The organism is Hyphomonas sp. BRH_c22 (assembly GCF_000961795.1).
Classification (GTDB): Bacteria; Pseudomonadota; Alphaproteobacteria; order Caulobacterales; family Hyphomonadaceae; genus Hyphomonas.
This window is the reverse complement of record NZ_LADU01000018.1, coordinates 1-18,501: the sequence shown is the minus strand read 5'-3', so window position 1 is coordinate 18,501 and position 18,501 is coordinate 1. Positions and strand designations below refer to the sequence as shown.

General features: G+C 63.7%; 20 protein-coding genes and 1 pseudogene. 12 read left to right on the top strand and 9 right to left on the bottom strand.

What is annotated here, in order from left to right:
* Positions 1–897 (top strand): SulP family inorganic anion transporter (locus tag VR74_RS02645; RefSeq protein WP_045694177.1); only part of this gene is annotated, 897 nt, incomplete at its 5' end.
* Positions 898–914: 17 nt separating this feature from the next.
* Here the strand turns inward: VR74_RS02645 and VR74_RS02640 are convergent.
* Positions 915–2,462 carry a carboxyl transferase domain-containing protein gene (locus VR74_RS02640; RefSeq protein WP_045694176.1) on the bottom strand — a complete coding sequence of 516 codons (1,548 nt, stop codon included), beginning with the start codon at positions 2,460–2,462 and terminating at the stop codon, positions 915–917.
* Positions 2,463–2,602: 140 nt separating this feature from the next.
* On the opposite strand from VR74_RS02640, the gene VR74_RS02635 reads away from it, so the two are divergent.
* The 10 genes from VR74_RS02635 (at position 2,603) to VR74_RS02590 (ending at position 8,763) form a co-directional block, all read left to right on the top strand.
* Entirely contained in the window at positions 2,603–3,220 is a 618-nt protein-coding gene (locus VR74_RS02635) for a TetR/AcrR family transcriptional regulator (RefSeq protein WP_045694174.1), read from the top strand.
* Between the two features lie 3 nt (positions 3,221–3,223).
* The gene (locus tag VR74_RS02630) at positions 3,224–3,721 is read left to right on the top strand and encodes an SRPBCC family protein (protein WP_045694172.1); all 498 of its coding nucleotides are present in this window, start codon (positions 3,224–3,226) and stop codon (positions 3,719–3,721) included.
* 37 nt (positions 3,722–3,758) lie between these two features.
* Positions 3,759–4,223 carry a VOC family protein gene (locus VR74_RS02625; protein WP_045694170.1) on the top strand — a complete coding sequence of 155 codons (465 nt, stop codon included), beginning with the start codon at positions 3,759–3,761 and terminating at the stop codon, positions 4,221–4,223.
* 5 nt (positions 4,224–4,228) lie between these two features.
* Positions 4,229–4,687 carry a VOC family protein gene (locus VR74_RS02620; protein WP_299949424.1) on the top strand — a complete coding sequence of 153 codons (459 nt, stop codon included), beginning with the start codon at positions 4,229–4,231 and terminating at the stop codon, positions 4,685–4,687.
* Positions 4,688–4,704: 17 nt separating this feature from the next.
* The gene (locus VR74_RS02615; RefSeq protein WP_045694169.1) at positions 4,705–5,049 is read left to right on the top strand and encodes a DUF1428 domain-containing protein; all 345 of its coding nucleotides are present in this window, start codon (positions 4,705–4,707) and stop codon (positions 5,047–5,049) included.
* Positions 5,050–5,170: 121 nt separating this feature from the next.
* The gene (locus tag VR74_RS02610) at positions 5,171–5,473 is read left to right on the top strand and encodes an SCP2 sterol-binding domain-containing protein (protein ID WP_045694167.1); all 303 of its coding nucleotides are present in this window, start codon (positions 5,171–5,173) and stop codon (positions 5,471–5,473) included.
* 64 nt (positions 5,474–5,537) lie between these two features.
* Entirely contained in the window at positions 5,538–6,503 is a 966-nt protein-coding gene (locus VR74_RS02605; protein WP_045694165.1) for an alpha/beta hydrolase, read from the top strand.
* A gap of 63 nt (positions 6,504–6,566) precedes the next feature.
* A complete protein-coding gene (locus tag VR74_RS02600; RefSeq protein ID WP_045694163.1) occupies positions 6,567–7,220 on the top strand; it encodes a DUF5671 domain-containing protein in 654 nt (217 codons plus the stop codon).
* Positions 7,204–7,698, top strand: coding sequence for a hypothetical protein (locus tag VR74_RS02595; RefSeq protein WP_045694161.1), 495 nt, complete (start codon positions 7,204–7,206; stop codon positions 7,696–7,698). Before VR74_RS02600 ends, VR74_RS02595 begins: the two co-directional genes overlap by 17 nt.
* Positions 7,699–7,758: 60 nt before the next feature.
* On the top strand, positions 7,759–8,763 hold the full coding sequence (locus VR74_RS02590) for an NAD(P)-dependent alcohol dehydrogenase (RefSeq protein ID WP_045694159.1): 1,005 nt from the start codon (positions 7,759–7,761) through the stop codon (positions 8,761–8,763).
* Positions 8,764–8,769: 6 nt separating this feature from the next.
* Here the strand turns inward: VR74_RS02590 and purH are convergent, their stop codons facing one another.
* The 7 genes from purH to htpX all read right to left on the bottom strand — a co-directional run bounded on the left by purH (position 8,770) and on the right by htpX (position 17,709).
* Positions 8,770–10,374 carry a bifunctional phosphoribosylaminoimidazolecarboxamide formyltransferase/IMP cyclohydrolase gene (gene purH / locus VR74_RS02585; protein ID WP_045694157.1) on the bottom strand — a complete coding sequence of 535 codons (1,605 nt, stop codon included), beginning with the start codon at positions 10,372–10,374 and terminating at the stop codon, positions 8,770–8,772.
* 63 nt (positions 10,375–10,437) lie between these two features.
* Positions 10,438–12,330, bottom strand: coding sequence for a polysaccharide biosynthesis protein (locus tag VR74_RS02580; RefSeq protein ID WP_299949421.1), 1,893 nt, complete (start codon positions 12,328–12,330; stop codon positions 10,438–10,440).
* Complete coding sequence (locus VR74_RS02575) at positions 12,327–14,057, bottom strand: heparinase II/III family protein (protein ID WP_045694153.1); 1,731 nt, start codon at positions 14,055–14,057, stop codon at positions 12,327–12,329. Before VR74_RS02575 ends, VR74_RS02580 begins: the two co-directional genes overlap by 4 nt.
* Before the next feature lie 11 nt (positions 14,058–14,068).
* On the bottom strand, positions 14,069–14,737 hold the full coding sequence (gene rpe / locus VR74_RS02570) for a ribulose-phosphate 3-epimerase (RefSeq protein ID WP_045694181.1): 669 nt from the start codon (positions 14,735–14,737) through the stop codon (positions 14,069–14,071).
* 95 nt (positions 14,738–14,832) lie between these two features.
* Entirely contained in the window at positions 14,833–15,330 is a 498-nt protein-coding gene (locus VR74_RS02565; RefSeq protein ID WP_045694179.1) for a glycine zipper 2TM domain-containing protein, read from the bottom strand.
* 206 nt (positions 15,331–15,536) lie between these two features.
* Positions 15,537–16,805, bottom strand: coding sequence for an RsmB/NOP family class I SAM-dependent RNA methyltransferase (locus tag VR74_RS02560; protein ID WP_045694151.1), 1,269 nt, complete (start codon positions 16,803–16,805; stop codon positions 15,537–15,539).
* A gap of 4 nt (positions 16,806–16,809) precedes the next feature.
* Complete coding sequence (gene htpX / locus VR74_RS02555; RefSeq protein ID WP_045694149.1) at positions 16,810–17,709, bottom strand: zinc metalloprotease HtpX; 900 nt, start codon at positions 17,707–17,709, stop codon at positions 16,810–16,812.
* A gap of 97 nt (positions 17,710–17,806) precedes the next feature.
* Between htpX and VR74_RS02550 the strand changes: the two genes are divergently transcribed.
* Positions 17,807–18,031 (top strand): DUF1674 domain-containing protein, encoded by a 225-nt coding sequence (locus tag VR74_RS02550; RefSeq protein WP_045694148.1) that lies wholly within the window; start codon positions 17,807–17,809, stop codon positions 18,029–18,031.
* On the opposite strand, the pseudogene VR74_RS02545 reads toward VR74_RS02550, so the two are convergent.
* Positions 18,019–18,501 (bottom strand): annotated as a pseudogene (locus VR74_RS02545) (aldehyde reductase); the annotation flags it as partial. The gene VR74_RS02550 and the pseudogene VR74_RS02545 sit on opposite strands and share 13 nt — an antisense overlap.

The following is an 18,501-nucleotide window of genomic DNA, read 5'->3' as shown; positions in this document are numbered from 1 at the left end:
GTGGTGAACGGTTTCACGATCGGCATCGCCGTGATCATTGCGACCAGTCAGTTGAAAGACCTCTTCGGTCTCTCGGTGGAGGCCTTGCCCGCCGATTTTCTCGAAAAACTGCCAGCCCTGTGGGAGGCGCGCGCGACGGCGAGCTATCCGGCGCTGGCGATCGGGCTCGTCACGATTGCACTGATCGTGCTGCTCCGCCGCCTGGCGCCGCGCGCGCCCGGCCTGATCGTGGCGGTGGGCCTGACCTCGGCCGCGGCGATGGTGATGGCCTTGCCGGTGGAGTCCATCGGGTCGCGTTTCGGCGCACTGCCAAGCCATTTGCCGATGCCGTCGATTCCCGCGATTTCGCTGGATCGCGTGCTGGAATTGCTGCCGTCGGCTTTCGTCATTGCCTTCCTGGCGGGCGTGGAATCGCTCTTGTCGGCCATGGTGGCAGACAAGATGACCGGCGGCCGTCACCGCCCGAATGCCGAAGTTCTTGCGCAGGGCTTTGCCAATATCGGCTCGTCCCTGTTTGGCGGCCTGCCTGCCACGGGCGCCATCGCGCGCACGGCCACAAATGTGCGCGCCGGGGGAAAGACGCCGGTTGCAGGGATTGTCCACGCGCTGGTCATCCTGCTGGCCATGCTGGTGGCCGCGCCGATGGCGGGCTATCTCGCCATGCCGGCGCTGGCGGGCCTCCTGATCCTGACGGCCTGGAACATGAGCGAGCCGCACAAATGGAAGGGCTATCTCGCTGCGCCGATGGCTGACCGGTTGCTCCTCCTGCTGACGCTGGTGCTGACCGTTGTGGCGGATCTGACGGTTGCGATCGGGGTTGGCGTCTCGGTCGGACTGGCGCTGCGCCTGCGCCGCCGGAACGTGCCGCCAGCGGAATGGGAAACGCCGGAGCGCTAGGGGAGGGGGCTTTGAGGCTAGGGCCGGTAGCCGTGGCGGTATTCGCCGGGTTCCATGATGCGGGCGGCGTGGTGGATGAAGTCGACGAGGAGGGGGCGAGTGTCCCGGGGATCGATGATTTCCTCGGCGAGGAAGCTCTCGGCGGTGCGGAAGGGCGAGCGGATGGCTTCGAACTTTTTATAAAGCGCGGCTTTCAGCTCTTCGGGATTTTCAGCTTCCGACAATTCCTTGCGGAAGGCGGCCTCAATGCCGCCGGCCATGGGCAGGCTGCCCCAGTCGCCGCTGGGCCAGCAATAGCGCCACTTGGTCTTTGACTGGTTCATCATGGCCGACCCGGCAAGGCCATAGGCCTTGCGGATGACGACGGAACAGACGGGCACACTGGCCTGATAGATGGCGGTCATGGCGCGCACGCCGGCGCGGGTGACACCGGCGGTTTCCGCCTTCACGCCGACGGCGAAGCCGGGGCAATCGACAAAGTGCACGACGGGCAGGTGGAACATGGAGCAGAGGTCCATGTGCCTCGTGACCTTGTCGCAGACATCGGCGGTCCAGGCCCCGTCGAGGAAGAAGGGGTCGCCTGCGAGAATGCCGACCGCGTGGCCGTCGATGCGGGCGAGGCCGCAGACCATGCCGCGGCCCCAGTCATGGCCGATCTCGAAGAAACTGTGCCGGTCGACCGTGGCCTCAATGATCTTGCGTGGCTTGTAGGGCGTCTTGCCATCGGTGGGCACGATGGAGAGGAGGAAGTCTTCCTTGCGCCTGGGGTCGTCGCGGGGGGCTGTGCGCTCGGGCAGGTGGTGGACCGAGGGCGGCAGGTAGGAGAGGAAGCGGCGGGCGGCCTCGAAGGCATCGGCTTCTGTATCGACCACATTGTCGACCGTGCCGTTCTGGCCCTGGATCTTCCAGCCGCCGAGTTCTTCCTTGGTGACGTTCTCGCCGAGCGCGATGGCGACGGGCGGGCCGGCAACGAAGACCTGGGAGAGTTCCTTGACCATGACCGAGAAATGGCTGGCGGCGACACGGCCCGCGCCCATGCCGGCGCAGGGGCCGAGGGCGAGCGAGACGAAGGGTACCTGCGTCATACCGTGGACGATCTCGTTCCAGCCGGGTGTTTCGGGAATGTAGGTGCGCGGGTCCTTTTCCAGCGATTTGACCGAGCCGCCACCGCCGGTGCCATCGATCATCTGGACGAGCGGCATACGGTATTCGGTGGCCATGCGGATCATCTGGACCATTTTCTGCCAGATCGACGCGTCCGAGGCGCCGCCGCGCACGGTGAAGTCATCGGCTAGGATGACGGCGGGCTTGCCGTCCAGCGTCGCGCGGCCGGTGACGGAGGTGGAGGGGGTGAAAGCCGCCAGCTCGTCGTCCGGGCCGTAGGTGGCCTTGCCGGCAATCTTGCCGATTTCGTGGAAACTGCCGGGATCGACAAGGAAGGCGACGCGCTCGCGCACCGTCAGCTTGCCGCGCCCGCGCTGGCGTTCGACCGGCTCGTCGCCGCCCATCCTTTCCGACAGGCGCTCGCGCCGGCGGAGTTCCTCAATCGATTTTTCCCAACTCATGCCTCCATCATTCGGCGCTCGCGCCCCCCTTGGTCAAGCCTTTCCGGAACGCGCGGCTGGCGTGCCGCGAGGGCAGCCGGGGTCCCGCTTGACAAACATACCGACTGGTTGGTATGTGAAGCCGCAAGGAGACAGACTGCATGGCCACACGGCAAGCCCCTGCGAAAGACAAGCTGATTGGCGCCGCCGTGAAAGTGGTGCGCGAGAAGGGCTTCAATGCGACCTCGGTGGATGATCTCTGCCGGGAGGCGGGCGTCACCAAGGGCGCTTTCTTCCATCACTTCCCGACCAAGACGGATCTTGGCATTGCGGCGGCCGAGGCCTGGAAGCTGCATGCGAATGAGCTTTTCGGCTCGGGGCCCTACATGGCGCACGAAGACCCGCTCGACCGCTTCCTTGGCTATCTGGAATTCCGGCGCGACATGCTGGACGGGCCGATTGCCGAGTTCACCTGCCTTGTCGGGACCATGGTGCAGGAATCCTATGACAGCCTGCCGGCACTGCGCGAGGCCTGCCACGATTCGATCTGGGGCCATGCGCTGACTCTGGTTGACGATATCGAGGCGGCGCGCGAGCGCCATGGCGTGGCAGGGGACTGGACGTCGGAAAGTCTCGCCCTGCACACGCAGGCCGTGCTGCAGGGCGCCTTCATCCTCGCCAAGGCCGACAATGGTGCGCGCGCCGCCCGCGACAGCGCAGACCATCTCATCCGCTATGTGCGGATGCTGTTCAATTTGAAGCCTCAAGCCATGGAGTAAAGAATGCCTGATCCAACCGCCCCCGAAACCCCGCATGAATTCGACCTCGTCCTTGAGCGGACCATCGCCGCACCAGCGGACGTGCTTTATCGCTGCTATACCGAGCCGGAACTTGTCTGCCAGTGGTTCTGCCCGAAGCCGTGGAAGGTGACAGAGGCGAAGCTGGACCTGCGTCCCGGCGGGGCGAGCTATCACCGGATAGAAGGTCCGGATGGCGAGGTGAACCATGTGCGCGGGCAGTATGTGGAAATTGTGCCTGGCAAGCGGATCGTCGGCACGGATGCCTTTATCGGCAACTGGATGCCATCCGGAAAGCCGTTCCTGACCACGATCATCACGTTCAGGGATATGGGCGACGGGACGACGCATTACCGCGCAGTCGCCCGGCACTGGAATGCCGAAGACAAAACACTGCACGAGGAGATGGGCTTCCATGAAGGCTGGGGCAAGGCGGCCGACCAGCTGGAAGAGCTCGCGCAGAGCCTCGTCGCGAAAGCCTGAAATCAATACGCCAAACCTGCCAAGAAGGAGACACACAATGGCAAGCCCGGAACCAGCTGATGATTTCAATGCCGCGCACAATGTGATTCCGCATCTCGTGTGCGATGGCGCGAGTGATGCCATCGAGTTCTACAAGAATGCCTTCGGGGCGGTGGAGATGATCCGCCTGCCCGGACCTGACGGGCGGCTGATGCATGCCTCGCTCAGCATCAATGGCGGCATGGTCATGCTGGTCGATGAAATGCTCGAGCATGATGTACGCGGCCCGAACCGGCTGGGCGGCACGCCGGTAACGATCCACCTGATCGTGCCGGACGTGGACGCCTTCGTGGACAGGGCCGTGAAAGCAGGCGCAACATTGTTCAAGCCGGTAGCGGACCAGTTCTGGGGCGACCGTTATGGCATTGTCGCCGACCCGTTCGGGCATCACTGGTCCGTCGCGACGCCGGGCGAGAACGCGCCGCGCACGAGCGAGGCCTTGATTGCGGCGATGAAAGGATGAACGGCATGATCATTCCACCCAAGATCACCCCCTTCCTCTGGTATGACTGCGAGGCGGAAGAGGCGGCTGAATTCTATGTCTCGCTGATCCCGGATTCGCGGATCGTGGATGTGCAGCGCCAGGGCGAGGCAGCGTTTGTCGTCTCGTTCGACCTCGCTGGCGTGCGCTTCACCGCCATCAATGGCGGACCCGGCCGTCCGCATACGGAGGCATTCTCGATCGCGGTAACGTGCGAGGACCAGGCAGAGGTTGACCGTCTCTGGGCAGCGCTCACCGACGGCGGAAAGGAAATCCAGTGCGGATGGCTTGTCGACCGGTTCGGCCTCAGCTGGCAAGTCGTGCCGAAACAGTTCTACGCGCTGATGGGGGCCAACACGCCGGAACAGTCGCAGCGCGTGATGCAGGCCATGATGGGCATGGTGAAATTTGACGTGGCGGCGCTTGAGGCCGCTTTTGCGGGTTAGCAAAGAAGGAGACTGATATGACTTATGTGGACGGGTTCCTGCTGGCCGTGCCGACCGCCCGGAAGGATCGCTACCTGGAGATAGCGCGCGATGCGGCGGCATTGTTCAGGAAACATGGTGCCTTGAGCGTGGTGGAAAACTGGGGAGATGACGTGCCTGACGGCAAGGTGACTTCATTCCCGATGGCGGTGAAACTGAAGCCCGATGAAACAGTCGTCTTCTCATGGATCACATGGCCGACGAAAGAAGCCCGTGACAAGGGCATGCAGGCGGCAATCCAAGAGATGGGACAGCCCGACGACGTACCCTTCGATGGACAGCGCATGATCTTCGGCGGATTCGAAACCATTTTCGAGGCCTGACAAGGCGCCGGATTCGTGACGGGGCCGGGCTGAACAATTCCGCCCGGCTTCAATCTTTACTTGCGTTCCCCGGGGTCACTCTGCTTTATCCCCTCAGGACCCATTCCAAGGAGGACCCGTTATGGATCTCACAGAACTCACAACCAAGGCTTCGTCCGCTGTCCAGCCGGGCGGCGATTTCACCAAAAAAGTGAAGTTTGACTTCGGCAGCGTCGGCAAGCTCTTCATTGATGGCGCAGCAGGCAAGGTCGACAATTCCGACGGCGACGCTGATGCCACGATCAAGGTTGACTGGGATGACTTCCAGAAAATCTCGGGCGGCCAGATGGATCCGACCATGGCGTTCATGCAGGGCAAGCTGAAAGTTGAAGGTGACATGTCGGTCGCCATGCAGCTGCAGAGCCTGATGAAGAAGTTCGCGTAGTCCGCGACGGCTTTCCAGTCCAGAAGGGGCCGCCCCGGGGAAACCTGAGGGCGGCTTTTTTCCGATGACAGACAAGATTGCCCCCCCGCCAGACAGCCATCGCGACGACTTTGTCGTCGTGCCGGGCAATCCTGCGCCGGACGGGGCCGAGATCGTGTGGTTCAAGGGAAGCGAAGGACGCGACCTGCGGGCCTGTATCGCACCGGCGCTGACCTACAGCAATCCGCGCGGCACCGTGATTGTATGTCCCGGACGCACCGAGTTCATCGAGAAGTATTTCGAGGTCGGGCGCGAACTGCAGGCAATGGGCTTTGCCGTGGTGATCATCGACTGGCCGGGCCAGGGGCGTTCTGACCGTCTGCTCGACGACACGAAGAAGGGGCATATCGACCGGTTCGAAACATTCATGGGCGCGCTCGCGAACGGGCTGGAAAAGCTCGATGACCGGTTGCCGCGTCCTTACGTGTCGCTGGCCCACTCCATGGGCGGCGCAATCGCGCTGGCGGCCATTGCGCAGGGCCTGGTGAAAGTGGATGCCGCCGCTTTCTGTGCGCCGATGTGGGGATTGAAATCGAAATTCTTCGGCATGAGCTACCTGGTCTGGGCCATGCGCGTAACGGGCCGGTCGGACAATTATGCGCAACAGCCCGGCCCGCCGGAAACCTTCGAGAACAATATTGTGACGCATGACAGGCGCCGCTGGCAGATTCAGCGTGACCTGTGTGATGCCGCGCCGGAACTGGAGCTTGGCCCCGTCACCTGGGGATGGCTCGGCGCCTCGCTGAACATCGTGGCGACCTTCGGCAAGGTGAAAGCCCTGAACAGGGTGAGTATCCCGGTCTTTGTTGCATCGGCGGGCGAGGAAAAACTGGTCGACAATGCATCGCACGCGGCCGTTTGCGCGCGGCTGCCCGACTGCGAGCATGTCACGGTGGATGGCGCGCTGCACGAGATCCTGATGGAAACAGACGCGCGCCGCGCCGCATTCTGGGACGGTTTCGAGCGCCTGCTGAAACGGGCCGGAATCTGATCGTCTGGCGAGGACGCGCCGAACAGGTTATGGTCGGGGCCGAACCAAGAGCGTGAGGATGCGATGGCCGACAAGACACTCGTGGAATTCGTCAAGGACAGCCTGGAGCATGGGCAGTCGCGCGCAGCGATCATTGAGGCGCTGACAAAGGCAGGCTGGCGCCGTGCCGAAGTGGATTCGGCGCTGGAGACCTATTCCGATGTCGACTTTCCGGTGGCCGTGCCGCGGCCGCAGCCCTATCTTTCGGCGCGCGAAGCCTTCTTCTACCTCCTCTTTTTCATCCTGCTGGGGATCGTGTCCTTCAGCCTCGGATCGCTCCTGTTTGCGCTGATCGAGTATGGTTTCCCCGACCGGCCCGCTGACGATGACTATCGCGTGTTCCGTCTTGAGGCCCAGGTGCGCAGCGGCATATCCGGCCTCCTCGTTGCGACACCGATCTTCCTCTGGCTCGGCTACATCCTGCGCGGTGCCCGGCAGCGGAACCCGCAATTGCAGCGCTCGCGAATCCGCAAATGGCTGACCTATATCAGCCTCGTTATTGCCGGGTGCACGCTTGTCGGGGACGGCATCTCGCTCGTCTACAATTTCCTCGGCGGAGACCTCACGACGCGCTTCGTACTGAAATCGCTCGTCGTGGCCGTCATTGCCGGCGCAATCTTCACCTATTTCATCAGCGATGCGGAGAAGGGAGACAAGGGCGATGTGGACCCCGCGTGAAGCCGGAGACTGGCTGGCCATTGCCCTGGTCACGGTCGTCGTTGCAAGCATCGCCGCAGGGCTCGTTATCATTGGCGGTCCGGCCAAGGCGCGCCAGGAACAGCAGGACAGCATGCGCCTGCAGGCGCTGGCTGAAACGGCGATGGCGCTCAATTGCTACAATCGCGGTGTCGGCACGCTGCCAGAGGACATGTCGCCTGTGCGCGCCGCCATTGAGGATGCGGGATCGGATGCGCGCCTCGCCCCGGGTTGCCGCAATGTGAGCTGGCGCGACGATCCGATATCGGGTGAAGCGTTCGAGATTATCCCCGGCGATGACCGGCACGCCCAGATCTGCGCTGTCTTTGCGCGGCCCGGGCGCGGTGACACGGGCATTCCCTATTACGGTTTGGGCGCCGAGCACATCAATTCGGCGGCGCCACGGCCCGAGCCGGGCCGTTTCTGCTATACGGTCGATCTTGCTGCGTCACCCGGCTGATCTGCTTGACTTCCCTAGCGTCGCCGCCCGACCTCTGGAGGAAACAAGGAGGATACCCCTATGAAAGTGGCTGCAGTCAAGAAACCCGGCGGACCCGGAAACCTGATCATTGAAGACCGGGCCGACCCGAAACCCGGCCGCGGCGAAATCCTCGTTCGCGTCAAGGCGAGCAGCCTGAACTACCATGATTTCGTGGTGGTGATGGGAGGTATCCCGACCCCCGATGGACGTATCCCGATGTCGGATGGCGCCTGCGAGGTGGTCTCGGTGGGTGAAGGGGCCAGCCGGTTCAAGCCGGGCGACAAGGTGCTCAGCCTGTTCTTCCCGAACTGGCATTCCGGCGGTCCGCAAATGTCCGGCTTTGCCAGCGTACCCGGCGACGGGGCTGACGGGTTTGCGGCAGAGCTTGTGGCCGCCCCGGAAACGGCCTTCACGCGCATGCCTGAGGGCTATTCGTTCGAGGAAGCAGCAACGCTGCCCTGCGCCGCCCTGACGGCCTGGCGTGCGCTGATGGTGGAAGCCAGGATCAAGCCGGGCGACTGGGTGCTGACACAGGGCACAGGCGGGGTATCCATCTTTGCGCTGCAATTTGCCAAGGCTGCCGGCGCCCGTGTCATCGCGACCTCGTCGTCCGATGAAAAGCTCAAGCGCCTGAAGGAACTCGGCGCGGACCACCTGATCAATTACAAGGACACGCCGGAATGGGGCAAGAAAGCCAAGCAGCTGACCGGCGGACGCGGCGTTGATGAAGTTGTCGAGATTGGCGGTCCCGGTACGCTTGCCCAGTCGATTGCGGCCTCCCGGATGGGCGGGCATATCTCGCTGATCGGCGTCCTGACCGGCGTTTCGGGTGAAGTGCCGACAGCGGCCCTGTTCTCGATGAACATCACCTTGTCAGGCATCACGGTCGGGTCTGCCGCGCATCAGGAAGACATGATCGCCGCGATTGAGGCGAACAATATCAAGCCCGTCCTCGACCAGACCTTCCCGCTCGACAGGATTGCCGATGCGTTCGCGCATCAGGCGTCGCAAAAGCACTTTGGCAAGATCATCGTCTCGATCTGAGCGCGGTCAGTGGCGGAAGTGGCGCATGCCGGTGAAGACCATGGCGAGCCCGGCATCATCTGCGGCGGCGATCACCTCGTCGTCGCGGATTGATCCGCCGGGCTGGATCACCGCCGTCGCCCCGGCTGAAGCGGCCTGAAGCAGGCCGTCCGGGAACGGGAAGAAGGCATCTGACGCGGCAACGCAGCCCTTGGTCTTCGGCACATCCCAGCCAGCCAGTTCGGCAGCATCCTCGGCCTTGCGCGCGGCGATGCGCGCGGAGTCGATCCGGCTCATCTGGCCTGCGCCGATGCCGACCGTTGCGCCGTCCCGGGCGTAGACGATCGTGTTCGATTTGACGTGCTTGGCGACGCGCCAGGCGAACAGGAGGTCATCGAGCTGCTCCTCCGTCGGCGTGCGGCGGGTAACCACTTTCAGGTCATCGCGCGTGATGCGGCCGAAGTCACGGTCCTGCATCAGGAAACCACCGGCCACCGTCTTGATGAAATGGCCTGCTGCGGCCGGATCCGGCAGCCCCTCGGTAATCAGGAGGCGGAGATTTTTCTTCCTGGCGAAGATGGCCTCCGCGTCTGCATCCGCGCCGGGGGCAATCACGACTTCGGTAAAGACCTGGCTGATTTCGTCAGCCGTGGCGCCGTCCAGAGGGCGGTTCAGCGCGACGATGCCGCCAAAGGCCGATGTGGGGTCACAGGCGAGGGCGGCACGATAGGCGTCGATGATCGTCTTGCCCTGTGCCACGCCGCAGGGGTTGGCGTGCTTGATGATGGCGACGGCCGGCGTATCGGCGCCAAGCTCACCAATCAGTTCGTAGGCCGCGTCAGTGTCATTGATATTGTTGTAGGAGAGCGCCTTGCCCTGGAGCTGACGGGCTGTAGCGACGCCGGGTCGCTTTTCGCCGGTGACGTAGAAGGCCGCTTTCTGGTGCGGGTTTTCGCCATAGCGCAGCGCTTCCTGCAGGCGCCCGCCCATGGCCGCCCAGTCTGGCGCCGTGTCACCCAGCTGGCGCGCATACCAGCCTGAAATGGCGGCGTCATAGGCGGCTGTGCGGGCATAGGTTTTTGCCGCGAGCTTGCGGCAGAGCGAAACCGGCACGGAGCCTTCGGACGATTCCATTGCAGCGATCACGGCATCGACGTCCCCGCCATCCGTGCAGACGGCGACGAAGGCGCCGTTCTTGGCGGCGGCACGCAGCATGGCCGGGCCGCCAATGTCGATATTCTCGATGCAGGTCTCGAAATCAGCGCCAGCCGCAACGGTCGCTTCGAACGGGTAGAGGTTGACGTAGATCAGGTCGATGGCGCCGATTCCGTGGGTCTCGGCATCCTTCACGTGTTCGGGATTGTCACGCAGGTAGAGCAGGCCGCCATGGACAGCGGGGTGAAGCGTCTTGACGCGGCCATCCATCATTTCCGGGAAACCCGTCAGGTCGGCGACATCTTTCACGGCAAGGCCGGCCTCTTTCAGCAATTTCGAGGTTCCACCCGTGGACACGAGTTCCACACCCATTGCGGCAAGCTTGCGGGCCTGGCCGGCAAGGCCGGTCTTGTCCGAGACAGACAGGAGGGCGCGGCGAATGCGTACGGGCGCTCCGCTGGTTGCGGTGTCGGTCATGGGGGGACGTCCTCTGGCGGCTGACTGAAATCAACGCGCGGGGTAGCACGAAAGGCAGGAGCGTCAAGCGCTGTGGCGCCGGGCCTTGACAGCGCGATTGGCGCCATATTCCGGTACCAGTACGCCAAGCAGTCTCAAAGTCTCTGATCTGTCGCGGCGGCTGGCAGCTTCCAGGAGCGCTGCAAGCTGCTTGTCGAACAGTTCGCCATGGCCGTTCAGGGAGGCGACGCGGTTGACACCATCGACATATGTCGGGCTGACCTGTTCGTGGCCGTAGGTCAGCGCCTCGTGCATTTTTTCGCCGTCACGCAAGCCTGTCGTCACGATCTGGATGTCTTCGCCGGGAACGAGACCCTTGAGGCGGATCATGGTTTCGGCCAGATGCAGGATGCGGATCGGTTCACCCATATCGAGGACGAAGAGGTCCGCAGCGCCCTCAAGCGCCTGCAGCGCCGATGCCTGGAGCACGAGGGAAGATGCTTCTTCCACCGTCATGAAGTAACGCGTGACGCCCGGATCCGTCAGCGTCACCGGCCCGCCAGCGGCAATCTGCCGCTCGAACAGCGGGACCACGGAGCCCGATGATCCCAGGACGTTGCCGAAGCGCACCATCGAGGCGGACATCCGGGAATCGGCGGCAATCCGGCTGACGGCGATCTCGGCGAGACGCTTGGTCGCGCCCATCACATTGTCCGGGTCAACGGCCTTGTCGGTCGAGATGAATACGAACCGGCGGGCGCCGACGGCGACGGCTGCGCGTGCCGAGTTCACGGCGCCGCCGACGTTCGTGAGCACCGCTTCGCACAGATTGTGCTCCATCAAGGGCACGTGCTTGAGGGCGGCGGCATGGATCACGAGGTCCGGCTGGGCGCGCTGGAACACGTCGGTCAGACGCGCCACGTCGCGCACGTCGCCAAGGCGCGAGGTTACATCAACGGTTGGGGCGAATGCGCCGAGGCTCATGTCAATGCCGTAGAGGTTCAATTCCGATGCATCGAGAATTGTCAGGTTGGTCGGATTGAGCGCTGCAACCTGCCGGCTGAGTTCGGCGCCGATCGTGCCGCCGCCGCCCGTGACAAGCACATTGGCCTTCTCGATGATCTGCCGCACGGGTTCGATGTCGAGGTGGCGTTCGGGACGGGCGAGGAGGTCGGCGGGACGAACGGGCTCGAGGATTTGCGCGGCCTCGTCACTGCCGAGCGCCATGATCTCGGCGCCATGTGTCGAGGCTATGTCGAGGACCTGCAGCATGCCTTCACGTGAGCGCGCGGTGCCCGTCACGGCGAGCCACGGTGTCTGGCCATAGCGGACGCGCAGCACGTCGATCACATTGCCGAGCTCTTCCACGGAGCCCATGATGGGGACGCCGCGAATGGCGCGGCCGGGATCTGCGCCGCGCATCTCAACGACACCAAGGACACGCACCTTGCTGCCCTGGGGCGACGATTGCAGGCGCCGCAATACGGTCACGCAGTTTTCGGCATCGCCGACAAGCAGGACGGGCTGTCCTGAGCGGGACACCGGGTTGAATATCTGCAGCGGCATGTGTGTCGAGCGTGACAGGGCAATCATGCGCCCGGCGAACAGCAGGATTGTCCAGAGGAGAGACGCGACGAGGAAGGTCGCCCAGGGTGCAACCAGCCGACCGTTGAGCAACAGCATGACGGGCAGGTAGAACAGGCCAGACAGGCCGACGGCCTGCACGATCATCACCGCATCCGGCCAGCCCATATGGCGCCAGACCTGTTTCTGGACGCCGCGGATCGTGAAACCCAGAACAACGGCCAGGACGAAGAAGCACGTGCTGAGCACGGCCGAGCTGATTGAATAGGGTCCCGTGATGGCATCCGACGACCAGATGAGAATGGACGACGCGATCATGGCGATTGCTGCCATGGCTGCATCGAAACTCAGCGTCAGGAACATGGCGCGGCGGGCAGAGCGTTGCGGAGTCAAGCGGCCGCCTCCTTCAGAAAGGCCCAGCGGATACAGTTCGGGGGCTCGTTGCCGTCGCCATTGGGGTCTGCGTATCCCGCCATGACAATCTGTTCGGGCTGCTCCACGCTGCCGCGTGCAAGATACACGGTGCGTTCCAGCCTTGTGCCTTCGTGGCTGGTCTTGAACCGCCACACAGCGCCATTGTCGCAGATCAGGCGGATGGCGTCGCGGGCCATCATCGCCGTGACGGTCGGGTGGAGATGGAAGCGGATTTCGAAATTGATGAACTTGGTATCGTCGGAGGATGGCTGGGAAATCGGGCGCACCAGCGAATCCTCACCGGTCAGCCGTGTGCCGTCGCCCGACATGAACAGGCGCCGCCGATGCAGCAGACCACAGGCCGCCTTATAGCCGCTATGCTGTGCATCCAGCCATATTTCGTCAGATTCCTCGAGCCGCTTGGCCGAGATGCCTTCCGGGCCAATCGCAGCGAGCAGCCGGGATTCGTCATTCGTCACGAAGCTCGACGAATCCCGTCCGGCAAGAACCAGGGTTGAATGCGCGCCGGTTCGGCGGACGGCAGCCTGCCAGTCCAGGTTTACCTCAGCGCTGTAGCCGCAGGAGGTTACCAGCCGGGCCGGGCCGTCCGACAATTCGAAACCGAGGGCCCCGGCATGGGCGAAATCGCCGAAGGGCCGGGGCGGGGCCTCCCCGCAATCAAGGACGAGGCGCACAGGGCCTTTCTGGAGCTTCTGGAAGCCCGATTTAGGCGCAAACGTGAACCGGCGCGGCGGCGCATCGAGGCGCTCAAGCGCGGCATTCACGGTTTCCGGTCGGCCCTCGTCACCGTCATTGAACGGGTTCAGCGCGCCGTCCTCTGTCTGGAAGAAGGCCAGCATGGCACCCATTCGCGGAATCCACTTGCCGAAATAGTCCGGCACATTGTGACCGGCTTCCTGCAGAACTTCCCGCAGGGTGAGCAGGTTCAGCAGCGCGGACAAGAGGCGCGACGGACTGCGGCTGACATGGCCGCCATCGGGAAGGATCTGCGCGGTACATTCCCCGTCGAGGCGCGCCAGGGCGTCATCCAGATGGTGGGCCCCGTCGAGGCAGACGGACCGGGCGACCATCACACAGGAGCCGATCCAGCGTGTTCTGGGATCGGTGGTCTGGTCCAGCGATTCGGAAAGGAACCGCAACTGCCGGACCAGGCATTCCATCCGTGCGGGGGAGCTGTCGCTGGAGAAGATGTGTTCCGAGCAGCGCATCCAGTTCCAGAGGCGGTTGGCTGTTGGCTCGGCGCGCCAGGCAAAGCCGTTGAACGCGCCAAAAGCTTCGACCCAGGAATCGATATAGGCGTTGGCCCGCTTGATGCCGGCCGCACCCTGCGAGACGAGATCAGGCAGCCAGTCGAACCGGTGCAGCCGGTCGGCAAAGTGGCGTGATGGCAGGGGGACTGACCAGGGGGCCTGTGCAGGCTCCAGCGTCAGGCGCTCCATGCCGATACGCCATACATCACGCATCAGGGCTTCGCCGCGCCATGTGTCGGGCGGGATGATGTCTGGTAAATGGTGGGCGAAGGCTTCAGGCGCTGTCCCGGTCAGTTTCAGGCGTTGCAGCGCGCCGATCCGGGCGTCTTCGCCGGCAATGCCGCGAAACCGGCGCCAAAGGGCGGCATCATCAGCGCTGGAACGCGTACGGTCAGTCCGGAATTCGCTGTCTCCACCACCCACGGCACGGACCATTCTGTAACCTACTATACGTGAACGCTCGGCCTGAGCGCCCGGATATTGTCACCATAGGCGGAAGGTCCACCCTTGAAAACGGCGGAACCGGCAACAATCGCAGTCACGCCGGCGGCGATGGCGCGCGGCGCTGTTTCGGGATTCAGGCCGCCATCGATCTCGAGGATGATGTCGCGGCCGGTCTGGTCAATCATGTGCCGGAGCGCTTCAACCTTGCGCAACTGGCTTTCGATGAAACTCTGGCCTCCAAAGCCGGGGTTTACCGACATGACCAGCACCAGATCGACATTATCGAGCAGGGGTTCGACGATAGAGGCAGGCGTGCCGGGATTGAGCGCCACGCCGGGGCGGATGCCGGCGGCCCGGATCGCCTGCAACGTCCGGTGGATGTGCGGACCGGCTTCGGGATGCACCGTCAGGATATCTGCCCCGGCCTGCGCAAACGCCGAGATGAACGGATCGACGGGCGCGATCATCAGGTGAACATCGAAGGGTTTCTTCGTGTGGGGGCGCAGCTTTTCGATGATTGGCGGGCCAAATGTGAGATTTGGCACGAAATGGCCATCCATCACATCAACGTGGATCATATCGGCGCCGGCAGCATCGATGGCGCGGATTTCGTCACCGAGGCACGCAAAGTCCGCTGATAGAATCGAGGGGGAAATGAGAACCTGAGTCATGATCATTCCCTAAAAGGGAACAGCCGGCCGCACAAGGCAGCCGGCTGTCCGATGACCATTATTTCAACCTTTGTCCGGAAACAGGCCTCAGAAGATCAGTATCCGCCGCGTGGCACCAGTTTCCAGCCGTCAGCGCCGGCAATGATGTCAACCTGCGTACCGGGCGTGATGTAGATGTCGGCGCCCTGGATGATTTCCTTCACTTCGCCATTGTTGAAGCGAACGATGTAGGCATAGCCCTGCTTGGTGCCGAGGCCCTTGCCTGCGGCATTGCCCGCAACGCCGCCAATCACGGCACCACCAATGGCGCCTGCAGTCTGGGCCTTGTCGCCGCCGCCGAGTTCGGAGCCTGCGAGGCCGCCCAGAACCGCGCCAGTGGCCGTGCCGATCAGCGACCGGTCAGGCTTGATGGTAACGGCGCGCACGGACGTGACGGTGCCTTGGTAGACAGTTGAAGCCTGGCCCACGGACTGGGTGCTCGTCGTGCCGACGCCGGGATTGTTCGCGCAGCCCGCCAGGGCAAGTGTGAGAGCGGCAAGCGCCCCCGCCATGACCTTGCCAGGAACGGAGCGGGAGGAAATTACTGAAGACATATCGTGCTCCTTGCACATTGAATAAGCGCTGTTTTGCGCGATTTCAGCTGAATGACAGATGAACCTGCACTGATTAATCTGGGGAAGTTGGCGGCTTTTCAAAGGCGGTGCGGTATTTTGCGCGGGCAGCCCGTGTGTAATTTGCAACAAGGCTAACACCGATTAACGATCCGATACTCCGCGCCGCTTGCCATTTCGGCCTGTTTTCAGGGCTTTTTGAGGCGGGAGATGAAAAACGTGTCGTAGTCACCCTTTTCACCGGGAAGTGTCAGCATATCGCCTTTTTCCGTGATGGTGTGTTCGAATCCCGGCACGTCATCCGGAAGAATCGGCACCCGCTGCGCGATATTGCGGGCGACCGCCGCGTCGATAATGTCCACGCCTTCGGCCGGCAGGGGCGTGCAGACGCAGTAAACGAGCGTTCCGCCGGGCTGAAGCATGTCGAGTGCGGAATCGAGCAGGCGGGCCTGCGCGGCGGGAAAGCGGGCCACATCGGCGTCGCGCTTGATCCAGGCCCCTTCAGGGTGCCGGCGAAGCGTGCCGAGCGCGGAACATGGCGCGTCCAGCAGGATTTTGGCGGCGTGCGCTTGCGGGCGCCATTCCTCCACATTGGCGGCAATAATGGTCGCCGAGAGGCCGGTGCGGCCCAGGTTTTCCTGCAGCAGCCGCAGGCGCGCGGCAGAGCGGTCAATGGCGGTGACATGTGCGCCGGATGCGGCCAGCTGGAGCGTCTTGCCACCGGGCGCGGCACATAGGTCGATGATCGTCTCGCCCGCCTGGGGGTTGAGCAGGCGCGCCGGGATCATCGCGGCGACATCCTGGACCCACCAGTCACCGGCGGCGAAGCCATCCATGTCTTCAACGGATCCGCCCGGCGCCCGCACAGCGCCGCCCGGAACAATCTCGCCCCCGGTTTCGGCTGCGACGCTTGCCGCGTCGAATTTCGGCGTGAGGTAGAGCACGGGCTCGGCGAGCTGGGCCTTGGCCAGCGCGTCGGCCGCCTCGCTGCCAAGCGCTTCGGTGAAGGCTGCCTGCAGCCATTCGGGCCAGATTGCCTGGATCGGCATGGCTGAAAAATCAGGGCGTTCGCGGTCGGCCCGGCGTAGGACGGCATTGAGGAAGGCGCCGCCGGAACGGGCTTCCGGCCATGCCTTGGCGGCTTCGACGGTTTCGCCGACGGCTGCATGGGGCGGCGTATCCATCAGCCAGAGCTGTGTGACGCCGGTGCGGAGCAGGGCGCGGATGGGTGCGGTAACGGCGGGGAGGGGGCGGGAGAGGAGGGGAGCAAGGGCCGTATCGACATGACCCAGATGGCGCAGCGCCGTGCTCGCGATGGCGCGCGCGAAGCCGCGATCAGGCCCTTCGAGCGTGTTGAAAACCTGACTTGTATCCATCGCATCGTCGAGTGTGCGGCGGCTGTCGATTGTCAGGGTCAGCAGGTCGGCAGCTGCGCGGCGAATGGCGGATCCGCTCACGCGATCAACCCCACGGTCCGGCAGCGCGTCTGGCCGGGCCGGGCAGATCAGCGGGCGTGCTCATCTGCTCACCCGCCATTCTGCGCAGGACGGCGACCCGGTTGGTGGTGGACGGGTGGGTCGAGAACAGGTTGTCGGCGCCCTGGCCATTCAGGGGGTTGGAAATGTACATGTGCGCCATGGCCGGGTTGCGCTCGGCCTGGACATTGACGGAGGCGCGCGCGCCGCGCTCGATTTTTTCAAGGGCCGATGCAAGCCAGAGCGGGTTGCCGCAGATTTCGGCGCCTCGGGCGTCGGCGACGTACTCACGCGACCGGCTGATTGCCATCTGGACGAGACCGGCGGCGATAGGCGCGATGATCATGATGGCAAGCGAACCGATCAGGCCGGTGCGTTCACGCCCGAAGAAGAGCGCAAAATTGGCGAGCATGCCGATGGCACCGGCAATGGTGGCCGTGATGGTCATGGTCAGCGTGTCGCGATTCTGCACGTGGGCCAGTTCGTGGGCCATGACGCCGGCCACTTCCTCGCGGGTCAGCATGCCGAGCAGGCCGGTCGTGGCCGCAACGGCGGCGTGCTGGGGGTTGCGGCCGGTGGCAAAGGCATTGGGCTGGGGCGTTTCGATAATATAGATCTTGGGGGCGGGAAGGCCTGCGCGTTCGGCCAGCGACGCCACGTCATTGGCGAATGTGCGCAGCATGGGCGTGGTGGTTTCCGGCGTCAGCTCGCGCGCGCCCTGCATCTTCAGGACGATCTTGTCGGCATTCCAGTAGGAAAACGCGTTCATCGCGGCTGCGACGGTAAACGCGATGGCCATGCCGGGAACCCCGCCGATCAGGTAACCAATGGCCATGAACAGGCCGGTCAGCATGGCAAGCAGTACGAAGGTTTTCGCGGTCCCCATTGGGTCTATACTCCACTATGACGGCAGCGCGGCCTTTGGTCGGACAATACTGCTAGGTATATGGTGAGCGTTAACGAATTGAGGAGTCTGTTGTCACATGGATCAGGAATCACCCACCCCTGATGGCAGTGCCGGCGAGGCGGAGCGGCGCAAGGCATTGAGCCCTGAAGCGCGCCGTGCGCTGGAAGAGGCCGATGCAAGGCGCGCCGCTGCGGACGCCGACGCCGCGCGCCTGCCGGAGGACGAACGCGGCGGCCCCAGAACCATCGAACCGACCCGCTACGGCGACTGGGAACGCAAGGGGATTGCCTACGATTTCTGACCCCTGGACAGCTGGACCACGCCAGCATCCATCAGGCTTTGCGCGCCGTCAATGATGGCTTCCCTGGCGGTGTGCGGCTGCCAGCCGAGCAGGCGCCTTGCCTTCTCGCTGGACACCTGGCGTTCGCGCCCGAGTTCGGGAATGACCTGCTTGAGCACAGGGTTGAACATGGCGGCCAGCTTCAGCATGACATCCGGCATCGTGCCTTTCGGGATTTTCTTGGCATAGGCCGGATAGGCTTCGCGCAGCACGTCGGCCACTTCGCTGAACCACATGAAGGGCTGCGAGACGAGGAAGCGTTCGCCGGCCGCGCCTGGAACGGTCATGGCCGCCACCTGGGCCGCCGCGACATCGCGCACGTCGACAATGCCGAAGCCGACGCGCGGAACGGCCGGAACCTTTCCCGACAGCGGGATGGTCAGCAATTCGAGGGATGCGGAGAGATCACCGCTCATCACCGGGCCGAGGAC

Excerpts from the sequence above, each read along its gene's own strand:
- VR74_RS02610 (WP_045694167.1), top strand. The coding sequence starts at position 5,171 with ATGGATCTCACAGAACTCACAACCAAGGCTTCGTCCGCTGTCCAGCCG.
- VR74_RS02615 (WP_045694169.1), top strand. The coding sequence starts at position 4,705 with ATGACTTATGTGGACGGGTTCCTGCTGGCCGTGCCGACCGCCCGGAAG.
- VR74_RS02625 (WP_045694170.1), top strand. The coding sequence starts at position 3,759 with ATGGCAAGCCCGGAACCAGCTGATGATTTCAATGCCGCGCACAATGTG.
- purH (WP_045694157.1), bottom strand. The coding sequence starts at position 10,374 with ATGACCGACACCGCAACCAGCGGAGCGCCCGTACGCATTCGCCGCGCC.
- VR74_RS02630 (WP_045694172.1), top strand. The coding sequence starts at position 3,224 with ATGCCTGATCCAACCGCCCCCGAAACCCCGCATGAATTCGACCTCGTC.
- VR74_RS02595 (WP_045694161.1), top strand. The coding sequence starts at position 7,204 with ATGTGGACCCCGCGTGAAGCCGGAGACTGGCTGGCCATTGCCCTGGTC.
- VR74_RS02600 (WP_045694163.1), top strand. The coding sequence starts at position 6,567 with ATGGCCGACAAGACACTCGTGGAATTCGTCAAGGACAGCCTGGAGCAT.
- htpX (WP_045694149.1), bottom strand. The coding sequence starts at position 17,709 with ATGGGGACCGCGAAAACCTTCGTACTGCTTGCCATGCTGACCGGCCTG.
- VR74_RS02575 (WP_045694153.1), bottom strand. The coding sequence starts at position 14,057 with ATGGTCCGTGCCGTGGGTGGTGGAGACAGCGAATTCCGGACTGACCGT.
- rpe (WP_045694181.1), bottom strand. The coding sequence starts at position 14,737 with ATGACTCAGGTTCTCATTTCCCCCTCGATTCTATCAGCGGACTTTGCG.
- VR74_RS02635 (WP_045694174.1), top strand. The coding sequence starts at position 2,603 with ATGGCCACACGGCAAGCCCCTGCGAAAGACAAGCTGATTGGCGCCGCC.
- VR74_RS02620 (WP_299949424.1), top strand. The coding sequence starts at position 4,229 with ATGATCATTCCACCCAAGATCACCCCCTTCCTCTGGTATGACTGCGAG.
- VR74_RS02605 (WP_045694165.1), top strand. The coding sequence starts at position 5,538 with ATGACAGACAAGATTGCCCCCCCGCCAGACAGCCATCGCGACGACTTT.
- VR74_RS02590 (WP_045694159.1), top strand. The coding sequence starts at position 7,759 with ATGAAAGTGGCTGCAGTCAAGAAACCCGGCGGACCCGGAAACCTGATC.
- VR74_RS02640 (WP_045694176.1), bottom strand. The coding sequence starts at position 2,462 with ATGAGTTGGGAAAAATCGATTGAGGAACTCCGCCGGCGCGAGCGCCTG.
- VR74_RS02550 (WP_045694148.1), top strand. The coding sequence starts at position 17,807 with ATGGATCAGGAATCACCCACCCCTGATGGCAGTGCCGGCGAGGCGGAG.
- VR74_RS02565 (WP_045694179.1), bottom strand. The coding sequence starts at position 15,330 with ATGTCTTCAGTAATTTCCTCCCGCTCCGTTCCTGGCAAGGTCATGGCG.